This is a genomic window from Paenibacillus sp. CF095 (genome assembly GCF_900101225.1).
Lineage (GTDB): Bacteria > Bacillota > Bacilli > Paenibacillales > Paenibacillaceae > Paenibacillus.
This window is the reverse complement of record NZ_FMZN01000001.1, coordinates 929,412-941,936: the sequence shown is the minus strand read 5'-3', so window position 1 is coordinate 941,936 and position 12,525 is coordinate 929,412. Positions and strand designations below refer to the sequence as shown.

Sequence of the window (12,525 nt, the reverse complement as noted above, 5' to 3'; positions counted from 1 at the left end):
CGGTCAACTCAAAGTTTGAAGCAATCACACATGGACAGCCCATGCATTCCAAGCTATGATGGAATCAGGTATGATCTGTAAGCGTAACCTTTATTTAATGTCGACTTTGGCAGAAAGGGTATAATGCTCATGAATACAAGATTGGTCTTTGCGCGATTTTTGGCAATTGTTGTTCTGGTCATCCCCGGTTTAATGGCAATGAAGGGTTTTCTGATGATGAAAGATGCCCTGTTCCTATATTATGCCGAGCACGGGAACGAACTGATTTCACCAGGGTTCCAGTGGCTTTCCTTTGGCGGTGGACTTGTCCTTTTTGCCGCAGGTATGAGTTTTCTGGGAGGCTGGATCTTGTTCCGTGACCGCAAGCGTAATTATGTAGGTCCCCGTTTCCGGTCCAAAAGTGTACCCGAAAAAGCAGAGACGCCCGGAAGGACTCCATGAGTCCGGGCTTTTTTTGTGTGTATACAACACACCGCCTACTTTACATAGACAGGATGGATCATCATGGTATCATTTCTAATCACGTTACAACGATTGCTCAAAGGCATTTTCCATGCGTTCAAAGACCCCAAGTTTCTGGCTCTGTTCGCGTTAACAGCAGCAACGTTGCTGTCAGGCACTTTGTTTTACACTCGTGTTGAAGGTCTGCACTGGATCGATGCGTTATACTTCTGTGCAGTTACCCTGACTACAGTGGGACATCCTGAATTTGTGCCATCCACCGGATTCAGCAAAGCCTTTACCGTAATCTACATGTTTGCAGGCATTGGTCTCACCTTTGCCATGATTGCCAGAATTACAGCAGGTATTCTGTTCCCTCGCAAATTAAAGACAGAAGAGAACCCGGAGTAATCTCCGGGTCATTCGTATAGGGCATCCCGCAGTTTGGTAGACATACGTGATTCTTTGGAAGAAGACTTCAAAATCGTTCTACGCAAGGTAAGGTTACTTGCCTGCAGTCTCTCCGCTTCTGCGAACAGTTCTGCAAATAATGCCTGCGCCGCTTCATCTATAGATCCCTGTTCTTTCAGGCTTTCATATTGCGCTTGCAGTGATGTTAATGCTTCACTCATACTAAACACCTCTTTTCACAACTCCTGTTAATTAGCTGCCGTAACCAATACCTTAACAATCCATATAGTAACACAAAGCTGCGCAGATTAGTTCTGGCTCTTTCCAAAGATTTTGTGGTACTCTGTAAAGGTCGCTTTTTTTGTTGAATCCCGTATGTGAGAGGAGTAGCAGCACCGTGCAAACAGGACGTATTACCGTAATTACTGGACCCATGTTCAGTGAAAAATCCGGTGAACTCATTCGCCGTTGTCAGAAATTAATACAATTTGGCCGTAAAAAGGTTGTGGCCTACAAACCAGCCGAGGATGATCGGTTTGCCCAGGACGAGATCGTAAGCCGAATTGGTTATCGACTCCCTGCCCATTCCATTCCCCGGCAATTAACCCCGGAATCCGTAGAAATGATCTTGAACCAAACCATAGATGCTGATGTTGTTGCATTTGATGAAGTACAATTTTTCAGCAGTGCCATTATGGAACTTGTCTCGGAGTTAGCGTATTGTGGCAAACATGTCATTGTGGACGGACTTAATATGGATTACCGTGGTAAGGAATTCGGATATGTCGGCGGTTTGCTTGCCATGGCAGACGACATTGAGAAACTCTCGGCTTTCTGTGCGGTATGTGGCAGCCCGGATGCAGCCTTTACGCAACGTATTGTCAATGGGGAGCCTGTTACCTTGGGTCCGGTTGTCATGATTGGCGATTCAGAAGCTTACGAGCCACGCTGTCGTTGCTGCTTCATTCCTCCTCACAAAGTTGAATGCTCATCATAATTGCTAAAAGATTTTTGATATCTTCCAAAAAGGCCCCTTGGGGCTTTTTTTGTTATAGAGCAAACATTCGCACAAAAAAGCACCGCTTCGCAGCGATGCTTCCAGAGTCACTTCCCGCTAGTCACGGGAAACAAAATATTTGTTGGTCATGTAGTAAGCGTCACCACGCGACGTTTCCACCATTCCTTTTTTGGCATCCAAAAATACAATCTCTTTACACTTTGTACAGTACCATTTTGTGCGCTTGTATGGGGATTCCGTCACATAAGCCGTGCCACATTTACAATCAATCTTCATTAATAACTCGGTTGATTTATAGGCACTGGACAAGCGTTCCAGGTTATCCTGCTGCTGTGTAGGCATAATGGTCTGCTGATAATCCGATAAATGATTTTGAACCTTGAAGTCTGCTACCAATCCTGCATTCAATCCAAAAAACTCCTTGCCGATTTCGGTCACGAAGCGCTTCTCATTTCTGTAGCAATCCAGCCACTCAATAATCTGCTTATTAGACAGTGGAACCGTACCCTTGATACCGCTGTTTAAGGTGTAGGTCATGATGTATAAAGTATCGTCTTGTCTACCTGAGTACATTAGAATCCTCCTTCGAATACATTTGCTAATGTACTACAAAAACGCGCATAAATCAAAAAATTCTTATTTCCTGAGCGCATCTCTTCTTATTAAATGGGAAACATTCCACGTTCATCCGCCAAAGACTTACAAGAACTGCATACACCTGAAACATTTCCCTGTGGCGCCGCATAATGCACGACCGATTTAACGTTTTTCTTGCATATGGAACAGTAGTGCCTCCTTTCCTTTTTTGGGATATAGTCCGATAGCTTAACCACGTTTTTGTTCGGTCGGAATCGTTGTAAGAAACCCGGCCATTTCATCTCGCTTCACTCTTTCTTGTTCGTCTACTTCGTAGTCATTTTTTTACTCTGGGCTAAAAATCATCTCGTCTTTTTTTATGTATACGATTCCAAGTTGTGCATGCCTATCTCATAATCTATTCGACGTTTTGAACGTTTTTCCTGTTTTTAATCTCTACACATACAAAAAAAACCGACAGAACCTGCTCTCCTTATTTTCGGAAGAACAGTATTTTAGTCGGTTCCATCCTTATTTATAAAAAGTTCCCAGAACGTCCAGCTCTGAAGAGCGCTCAATTCGAAATGGATAGATATAACCCTGATTCATTCGGGTAAATTTGCGGCTCCACAGGTCCAGTCCCGATGTGAACTGATAGGCCTGATATATAAACTTGGAGCAGTAATTGCGCTCAATACTGCGCAGATTGGTCTGCAAACGGTAGAATTTTACCTGCTTGTAATGGTCATGTACCCACCCGGCTGCTTTCATGCCTGCCTCATTCAGTCTGGAACGGAATACAATGAAACGATCTCCTTCATAAAACCGCGTAAGATACCACTCTAATGAATCAGCAAATACAGGCCCATAAGGGTGCACATGATACACCTTGCCGTCGAGACCAATAATGCCCATATGCCCGGCGTAATACGTCGATTCCGAGCTTGGCGTGTACACAATATCCCCTGGCTCTAGCTTCATCTCACCCAACACGTTAATAGGCAAGTCCTGATGCAGCCGTTTGGCTGCTGAACGTTCACGCCGCCCTTCAACCAACAAGCGATGAAGCGCGCCAGCCAGTGCGAGATACATTTCAGACCATTTGATCTTTTTTTTATCAGATCGTTTGAACCACCGCTGGATGAAGGTGAAACCTCGTTGTGGCTGTGATCCCTTTTTCATACGCTGCACTCCACTCTGATCTAATTATTGTGTCTTGATGTCATTCTAATGTTTCTCAGGCTTATTATAGACATTTGGTAGTGTATATACAATTCGGCAGCCTTTGCTTCTCGTAAAATTATGCCTTCTTATTACCCATTTTATGCAAAAAAGATGACTTCGGAATGAACCCGAAGTCATCTTAATATAACCGATCGCAGACCTTTATTCTTCTACAACACCAAGAGCTTTATTTTTCTCCTTAAAGCGACTGTTATGGGAAGAAACATAAGCCACTTTTTCCGCTTCAGGGTCCATGTAAAGCTTTGCACTGTTTACCGCTAGGGCTGCATCAGTAAAAGTACCCGCAATCAGATACAGTTTGCTACCATAATCTACAAAGTCACCCGCGGCAAAAACACCAGGAATATTGGTCTGTAATCTCTCCGTTGTAGTGACATGCCATTCGCCAAGATCAAGTCCCCAATCCCGGATTGGACCAAAGTCACTCTTCATGCCGTGGTTTACAATGACAGCATCGACTTCAAGCAGTTCAGTTTCACCTGTGTCCACGTGTGAGATGGTCACCTGTTCAATCACATCACCACTCATACTATGCAGTGTCTCTACCGCGTAAGGTGTACGAACATCTACAGAGGATTCTCTCATACGCAGTACATTACGCTCCAACCCGCCAAAGCGGTCACGACGATGCACAACCGTAACTTGCTCTGCCAGAGCTTCCAATTCATTCGCCCAGTCCACAGCAGAGTCGCCTCCACCCGAGATCAGCACGCGTTTACCGCGGAATGGTTCTAGTTCCTGCACGGTATAGTGCAGATTGCTAACCTCGTAACGGTCTGCACCTTCAAGCTCCAGCTTGGCCATTTTATATATACCATATCCGATTGCCATAATGACGGTACGTGTCCAGTGTTGCTCACCTGTTGCAGAAGTTAACAGAATTGTGCCATCAGGTTGACGCTCGAATCCTTCGATCTGTTGTTCAAATACGAGGGTAGGCTCAAAAGTTCTTGCCTGTTCTTCCAATTGTTTGATCAGATCTTCACACAGAATTGGCGTCACACCCCCGACATCCCAGATCATTTTCTCCGGATAAAAGAGCATGCGACCTCCCAATCTGTCACGTGCCTCAATCAACTTGGTCTTCATATCTCGCATGCCGCTATAAAAGGCAGAGTACATACCCGCAGGGCCACCGCCGATAATGGTTACATCATAAAGTTCCAACTGCTGATTCATATTAAAAATACCTCCGTTAATTCGATCCAGAACATCGAGTATTTGATATCGATTCTCATTATCACTCAAATCCTAGTGTAATGGTAATCTTATCAAAATACAATGGCTAAAAAACAAACATTTCTTGTACAAAAATTCTACGAACACATCTGCTCTTTACTATTGCGCTCTTGGAGCCGCCAACAGCTTTTCAACGACAAAATCAAGTTGTTTATTAATTGAATAGATATCCGAATAGTAGAAGAAATCAAAATCAATCTCAATTAGGCGACCTTCTTTAACAGCCGGGATGCTACTCCATATTGGATCATCCGTAAGGTTATCTGCCCCTTCATACACCGAACGAAACACGTAGTCACCGATATATTCAGGCAGTACTTCCATGGATAGATTGGAGCCTCCAGCTTCCGAAACTACATCAATTTTCTTTTGTACCACTTCAGGTGCTTTCATCCCCAAGTATTCATATAGTGCCTGAGATCCTCGGCCATATTGCTTGCTCTCTACAACGACCATACCTTTCAAACCGCCCTCAACAATGGAAACCGTTTTGTCCAATATGCCTGCATCTGCTAGTGTTTGCTTACTCTCTTCGACTTTGCTATTGAGATTATTGATTAATGTCTCAGCTTCCTGCTCTTTGCCAAAAATACTCGCTATACTCTGGAGTCTTTCTTCTGTTGTCATTTTCTCGTATGGAATATATACCGTAGGTGCGATATCCTTTAACAACGTATACGTCTCTTCTGAAGGAACAATGATCAGATCCGGATCAAGGTCAATGACAGCTTCAGGATTCGGTTCGAACCAGGTGCCTAGTGAATTTACACCTTCAAGCTCACTCTTGTAGGCAGCCCCGTTGAATACTTCAGATGTAGCAATTGGCTTAATTCCAAGCGCAACGACGTCTCCCTGGAGATATAGTACAACAACCCGTTTAGGATTTGCTGGAACAACTACGTCACCCTTAACCGTGGAGACCGTGCGTGTTTCATTGTCTTTGTTCGTCTGGCTTCCTGTGTCTGATGATACTGCCGTACTGCTGTTATTGTTGGAACTGGCACCCGTTCCTTCGCCAGCTGCTGGTGTTGTTGCTGTACCTGAAGAGCAGGCTGCGAGGAGCATCGTTATGCTCAATAATGCAACCATAATCATACTGGAACTTGTTTTTCTTCTTTTCATTGGTGTAGACCCTCCGTCTATATATTGATAATGATTCTCATAATCAATATATCCCGACTTCCATCTTCGGCCAATGGACGATTCAGAGATTACCAATGGACGATCCTCTGTGCTCGCTTCTTCTCTTATCTTTCGTTGATACTGAATCGGAGAGATCCCCACATGTTTTTTGAAGATACGACTAAAATAATACACATCCGAATAACCCACTTCTGCTGCAATTTCACTCAGCGTTGCATCAGATCGGACAAGCAGATTGCGAGCCTTAGCGATTCGGGTCTGAATTAAATAATCAATGGGACTGTGACCCGTCTGTCGTTTGAATTGCATGGATAAATGACGGGAGCTGTAGTTGAATTGTTCAGCCAGGAAATCAAGCGTGACCTGTTCCCTATAATGGTTCTGTATATAACGAAGTGTTTGTTTCACCGGGTCAGCAAGCTCTGTTTTGATCTCCTGCTCTGCCAACTGAACCATCATTTCATGAATGAATTGGTAAAATAAACTTTTGGTATGAAGCAGATCCAGACTCCCAGATTGAATCCATGCACCCTCAAGCTCATCAAGGTAACGTAACAACCCCAGCGGACTGCCCGGTGCAAATCCATATTGCAAAGAGAACGGCGCAACTTCCGGCTGTGCCAATAACCACTTTTTACGAGAACTAGGAAAGGCAAGGAATGCTCTGTAATAGAGTAGAATATATTCGAAATCTTCGTTGGTTTGGATATCCAGTGAAGATCCTTTCGCCCCATGAAGCATGTAAAACCGCTCTGCCTTGTATGTTTGTCCATCCAACTGAAGCACAGCCGATCCTCGAATCGTATATATAAAACCATTTGCCGGAAGTATGTAGGAACTCAGTTGTGCCCCTGCCTCCATAACGATTCGGCGTATATCCAGAACCTTAACAGCGGCATGATTCCAGCATTTCATCTGTTCGTCTAATTGCATCGAATACTCTCCAATCCCAACCTCACCCGGAATAAAGGCCTTACAAGGTCATCATTCTGCCACACATCCGATAACATATGCGTAGCAGAGGTTCACTAATATACCTTTATTATAAATGATAATAATTTTCATTATCAACTGTAATTTAGAGTGGAATTGGATTTCATCTCATCCATCACTTGTTACGCTTATTTTGGTTCAGAAATCTTCGTAAACCACGCGGCCAATTCCTCTGTTTGATCCAATGTTGCAATCGGGTCAAAGTACCATGAACGATCCGGGCTCCAGATAAACACACGATCATTTTTAACCGCATCCAGTGAACTCCAGACCGGTTTCGATTTCAACTCTTCCAGTGTCAGATTGTCCGCTGTTAGAATAATGTAGTCTCCGGCAAACTCAGGAATCGCTTCCGACGAAACTTCAACCAGTTGATCCTTCATTAAAATCTCTTTTTTATCTGCAGTAGGATTCAAACCAAGCGCGCTGTAGACTGCCTGACCTCCCCGACCAAAATTATCACCAAAGGCCAACGGTGCTTTATCATAGAACTGCATGACCGACACCTCGGCCTGCGGATCAATCGCCTCATGAACGCGCTTCTTGGCATCTGCAATTCTTGCGTCATAATCGGCTAACCATGCCTCAGATTCTTTTTCTTTATTTAGCACTTCACCGAAATAGGCAATTTCTTCGTGGGTGTTTTTCAATTCACCATAAGGTACAACCAAGGTAGGTGCAATTTTGCTAAAGGAATCAAATAAATCAGGATTACCTGTCACAATGAGATCCGGTTCAAGTTCCAACACCTTTTCGAGAGAAATGGTTTCATATTCGCCAATATTTTGCACACCCTCAAGTGATTCGATAAAATAAGGATTTTTCAGGTTCATCTCCGGTGTACCCACAGGTTTGATTCCCAGGGCGATCAGACTTCCCAAATACAAGTCAACCACAATCCGTTTAGGTTCAGCAGGGATTGTAATATCTCCCTTCACCGTTGAAATTGTACGTGGTTCAGATGTTTTGGTTTGATTATCGGCTGTTACTGTGTTTGTGGAACTTGATGCACTTTTGCTTCCCGATGCATCCCCGCTTGAATTGCTGGCAACACCTGTAGAGCAGGCACTCAGCAGTAACGTAAGACTTAATAGAATACTAAGCAACATTCCCGTTCTTGTCTGTCTGTTCATATTTATTGACCCTCCGTGTTTATATTGATAATGATTATCACCATCAGTATAAACATACCTTTCACTTCCACCTCTGAAAATGTCATTTCGCGCCACACCTGATGTCAGATCAGGCCAATTTAGGGGTGCTGAGGTCTTTTCTTTAAATTGCAGAGGAGAAAGACCTGTATGTTTCTTGAACATACGCCCCAAATAATATCCATCCGGATAACCGATTCCTACAGCTATCTCATCCAACGTGGCGTCCGTTTGCAGCAACATCTCCTTGGCTTTGAACAAACGAAACTGAATCAGATAATCGATGGGACTGGTTCCAGTCGACTGTTTGAACTTGCGTGACAAACTTCTTGGGCTGGTCCCGATCATTTCTGCCAAAACATGAAGTGTAAGTGGCTGGGTGTAGGAAGACTCTACAATTTCAATGACTTTGCTGACCTGATCCTTGATACTTGGATAACGATTGGATATACGAGGAATCTGTGATGAGATCTGCTCCACAAATGCATAGAACAAACTCTTGGCCTGAAAGTGCTGGATAGGGTTCTTTTGATCCCACAAAAAGTGCATCTGTTTCAATTGCTCATATAGAATGGTTGGCATATCGGGGTTAAAGCCATAGTTCATTTGGAACGGATTGATACGCTCCATTAACCTTCCCAGATCGTTTCTCCCTCCACTAGGCAGGTTTGCTTTGTACATCAAGTAATATAGGCGCAATCCGGATTCACCTGCTTGAATCACCAACTTACTCCCTTTTCCCCCATGGAAAATATAAAAGCGACTCACTTCATATGTTTGGTTGTCAATCGTTACTTCAGCGTCACCCTGAATGGTGAGTACAAAGGTACTTGTCGGAAATTTGTATTTCATCTTTTCATATGCCTCTAATTCCATGTAACGGATATCTGTTATGCTCACCGCAGCATAGTTCCAGAGGATATAATAATCATTCCACATTTTACTAACCCATCTCCGTCTACATAAATTGTGTCTGTACTCTACGCACTTATTGATAACCATTATCAATTATTATGATAAAGTACGCAATACAACCGATGTAAATGAATCCATTCAGACGAAAAAAGAACTATTCAAATCCTTCTCTTAACATCCGATATATGTAAATAGAACCATGATAAAGAGTAGAAGGAGAACAGAGGATATGAATTCAATCTCATCTGCAACCAATAGCAGTTTCACTCCCGGGAATCAGGTCTCCAGTCGGGATAAAGAAATTCAGGGACTCATGCAGCAGAAGATCCGGCTCAATGAAGAAATGCAAGGTGTAAAAACCAATGACGAGTTGGATACCAAAACCAAGGCTCAGCGAATTAAATCCTTAACAAGCTCCATATCACAGATCGATAGCCAGATTGCCCAAATTAAAGCTGAAGAGTTGCAAGAAAAGAACAAATTAAGACAGCCCGAAAAGACTCAACAGCAACAACCCCAACCAACCGACGAGACACAAGCCCCTTCACTGGATCACCTGATCAAGCATAGTCAGACTTACGATCAATTGGGTAAGCTGGTCGGTTTGCGTGATCGCATGCAGGGCTCCATTCAGACCACTGAAGGAGAGACGCGATTCGACCGACTCGTCCTGGAGATTAATCCTCCTACAAATGATCTCGATCTCGGCAAATCAATGATGTTGGAAAACTCAGAGCGCACCGTCTTTCAGGCAAAACGAGAGGTTGTTCAGGACATCAATTCTCAGCTCAGCAAGGTCAATCAAAAGATTGGGGATCTGGTGAAAGAGATCCATCAGCCCGTACCTAAAGAGGCAGCACAAACTCCTATCTCTGCAACATCTGGAGAAGAAGATCAGGAGATAAATGAAGGAAAGAAAACGGGAAGTAAGGAGCACCCATCAGATGGCGGAACCACAGATCAGGAATCCGGAAACGGCCCGCAAACTCCCGCTTCTGCATCTCCTGCTGCTTCATATCTATCCATCGATATTCGAATCTGAGTACCCTTTGCTCAAACATACTTATATGTATACATAATGAGGTTGAAGTGTTTTCACAACACAGCACTCGTCTCGCATCCATCGATAGAAAAACCGCTATTACAGGTGACTAACTCCTGATAAGTAGCGGTTTTTCTTGTATCTTTAGCGTTAGTAGTTGTAGCTACTATGAGTATTTCTTATTTCTAGCACGGAGTAATGGCGGAATCATTTGCACAGATGACACTACCGGCAATCGCTTTACAACCTTTTTTGATCCGTGTGGCCTCATCAATAATCTGATCTATGTTTTCATATTTTCGCTTGCTGTTGGTTACAACGGCGATGGATACCGACACAAGAGGGAGCGGCCGATTCAGCCCCGGAACGTCCTTCCCCCAGAACATATTGATTATGCCAATCATGTTCGTTGTAAAATATCTTTTTCATTTCCTCAAAACCTGAGATGACTTCCTCACTAATATGTTTGTAATCATGGTGATTCAGGATTGTAATAAAATCATCACCACCAATATGTCCAAGAAACGCTTCAGGAAGAACAAAAAGTTTGCGAAGCAAGTTAGCTGTTGCCTGAATAAGCTGATCCCCCATTTTGAAGCCGTAGCTATCATTGTAGGATTTGAATTGATCGAGATCAACGTACAGTACGCTAAAATGGTCCATCTGAAGAGCCTGAGACAGCCTTTCATTTATGATATGATTACCTGGAAGACCAGTCAGCGGGTTCATAAAAATCGCCATTTCAGCCCGTACATCAGCAACAGCAAGCAGCAAACGGCGAATACTCACAGCTCCAAAGAAACTTTCCCCTGACGTGACCAACACAAGATCATATATTTCCCCTTCATCTCGGTCCATGGCTAGAACACTGACATCTGTAATCTGTTCCGAATAATCCACGACCAGTGCCTGCGTGTTCATCACCAGTTCTACAGGACGTCCCATATACAGATTATAGCCATACTGGGTGCCAATCTGCTGAAAGAATCGGGGCCGCATCATTAATGACACACCCTTCTCCCCCATAACAGCTATACCTTCCAAACTAGGATTGGACTTGAAAAGATGATAGACGATATCACATTTTGTATCAGATTGTACTACAGGAATCGGTTCAGCAATCTTGCCTATTTGCGTAAACATACTATTCTACTCCTCTGTTCGTAGCATCTAATCCGTACTTTTCAAATATATATGTAGGTCTTTGTCAATGGTCACATCGTACCACTTTCTACTTGAAAAAGCGTTAACTGAAAGTAAAAGTTTATGAAATAAAATTTTTATCCCCATGTTCTGTGTTATTTCGTTATGCAAAAATACCGTCATTTACTGGATATCTTAAATCCAATAATTGACGGTATTCGTTGGCATATATTACAGAAGTTTATCGACCTGAAATGAACGAATTCAGACATTGACCCCCAAAATTCATTTGGCTAGAATCTAATCTGAATCCAAAATTTCTTCTCCAATCATTACTCCTGACCCTTTCAGCTTACCTTATGCTCAATTCTCAGCTTGTCAGCAACCATCGCAATGAACTCACTATTTGTTGGTTTCGACTTACTGATGTTGATCGTGTAACCAAACAAGTGGCTGATGCTGTCGATGTTACCGCGAGTCCATGCCACTTCAATGGCATGACGAATCGCACGTTCGACGCGGGACGGCGTCGTTTTGAATTTTTCGGCAATCGCCGGATACAGTGTTTTGGTGATGGCTCCCAAAATTTCGATATTGTTATACACCATCGTAATGGCTTCGCGCAAATACTGATATCCTTTAATATGCGCAGGAACGCCGATTTCATGTATGATGGACGTAATGCTTGCATCCAGATTTTTATGTTTGCCCATTGGCACAACATTGGATTTCATGAACATGGATGAACCGCTGCTTGTGGACATGGCGGTCTGTGTTCCAACCAGTTGACGCACACGATTCGCAAGCACTTCCATGTCAAATGGCTTGAGAATATAATAAGAAGCTCCGAGTTGCACGGCACGCTGTGTGATATTCTCTTGTCCGAATGCCGTAAGCATAATGACTTTAGGCTGTGGAGACAGGTTCAGGTTGCGCAAGCGCTCAAGCACACCCAGACCGTCCAGATGCGGCATGATAATATCCAGAATCAATACATCCGGCACATCCCGAGTTTGCTCCAGCAATTGCAGTACTTCTTCTCCATTGTATGCAATACCGGTTACTTCCATATCTTCCTGCTCAGATATATATTCGGCAAGCAAATTCGTAAATTCACGATTATCATCGGCCAGCAATACCTCAATTTTTTGCAAAACGGTATCCTCCTTTAAATTAAACATCGTTTCGTACAATTCCTTACAGGTTAA

General features: G+C 43.4%; 12 protein-coding genes. 4 read left to right on the top strand and 8 right to left on the bottom strand.

Annotated features, from left to right (window positions below; genetic code table 11):
• The first annotated feature begins 123 nt into the window (after nt 1-123).
• The gene (locus tag BLS69_RS04160; protein WP_017687618.1) at nt 124-441 is read left to right on the top strand and encodes a DUF2627 domain-containing protein; all 318 of its coding nucleotides are present in this window, start codon (nt 124-126) and stop codon (nt 439-441) included.
• 63 nt (nt 442-504) lie between these two features.
• On the top strand, nt 505-852 hold the full coding sequence (locus BLS69_RS04155; protein WP_091028843.1) for a potassium channel family protein: 348 nt from the start codon (nt 505-507) through the stop codon (nt 850-852).
• A gap of 8 nt (nt 853-860) precedes the next feature.
• Here the strand turns inward: BLS69_RS04155 and BLS69_RS04150 are convergent, their stop codons facing one another.
• Nucleotides 861-1,073 (bottom strand): hypothetical protein, encoded by a 213-nt coding sequence (locus BLS69_RS04150; RefSeq protein WP_091028840.1) that lies wholly within the window; start codon nt 1,071-1,073, stop codon nt 861-863.
• Nucleotides 1,074-1,249: 176 nt separating this feature from the next.
• On the opposite strand from BLS69_RS04150, the gene BLS69_RS04145 reads away from it, so the two are divergent.
• Nucleotides 1,250-1,849: a thymidine kinase gene (locus BLS69_RS04145; protein ID WP_062835251.1), complete on the top strand. Its 600-nt coding sequence runs from the start codon at nt 1,250-1,252 to the stop codon at nt 1,847-1,849.
• A gap of 117 nt (nt 1,850-1,966) precedes the next feature.
• Here the strand turns inward: BLS69_RS04145 and BLS69_RS04140 are convergent, their stop codons facing one another.
• The 5 genes from BLS69_RS04140 to BLS69_RS04120 form a co-directional block, all read right to left on the bottom strand.
• Entirely contained in the window at nt 1,967-2,443 is a 477-nt protein-coding gene (locus BLS69_RS04140) for a hypothetical protein (protein WP_017687614.1), read from the bottom strand.
• A 534-nt stretch (nt 2,444-2,977) separates the two neighbouring features.
• Nucleotides 2,978-3,628 carry a hypothetical protein gene (locus BLS69_RS04135; protein ID WP_036672336.1) on the bottom strand — a complete coding sequence of 217 codons (651 nt, stop codon included), beginning with the start codon at nt 3,626-3,628 and terminating at the stop codon, nt 2,978-2,980.
• Between the two features lie 204 nt (nt 3,629-3,832).
• Nucleotides 3,833-4,870: an NAD(P)/FAD-dependent oxidoreductase gene (locus tag BLS69_RS04130; protein WP_017687612.1), complete on the bottom strand. Its 1,038-nt coding sequence runs from the start codon at nt 4,868-4,870 to the stop codon at nt 3,833-3,835.
• 159 nt (nt 4,871-5,029) lie between these two features.
• Nucleotides 5,030-7,006, bottom strand: coding sequence for an AraC family transcriptional regulator (locus BLS69_RS04125; RefSeq protein WP_091028838.1), 1,977 nt, complete (start codon nt 7,004-7,006; stop codon nt 5,030-5,032).
• A gap of 188 nt (nt 7,007-7,194) precedes the next feature.
• The gene (locus BLS69_RS04120; protein WP_176872570.1) at nt 7,195-9,069 is read right to left on the bottom strand and encodes an AraC family transcriptional regulator; all 1,875 of its coding nucleotides are present in this window, start codon (nt 9,067-9,069) and stop codon (nt 7,195-7,197) included.
• 292 nt (nt 9,070-9,361) lie between these two features.
• Between BLS69_RS04120 and BLS69_RS04115 the strand changes: the two genes are divergently transcribed.
• Complete coding sequence (locus tag BLS69_RS04115) at nt 9,362-10,174, top strand: FlxA-like family protein (protein ID WP_091028832.1); 813 nt, start codon at nt 9,362-9,364, stop codon at nt 10,172-10,174.
• Nucleotides 10,175-10,465: 291 nt separating this feature from the next.
• Here the strand turns inward: BLS69_RS04115 and BLS69_RS04110 are convergent, their stop codons facing one another.
• On the bottom strand, nt 10,466-11,317 hold the full coding sequence (locus tag BLS69_RS04110) for a diguanylate cyclase domain-containing protein (protein ID WP_256332221.1): 852 nt from the start codon (nt 11,315-11,317) through the stop codon (nt 10,466-10,468).
• A gap of 347 nt (nt 11,318-11,664) precedes the next feature.
• On the bottom strand, nt 11,665-12,471 hold the full coding sequence (gene spo0A, locus BLS69_RS04105; RefSeq protein WP_062835258.1) for a sporulation transcription factor Spo0A: 807 nt from the start codon (nt 12,469-12,471) through the stop codon (nt 11,665-11,667).
• Nucleotides 12,472-12,525: the final 54 nt, after the last annotated feature.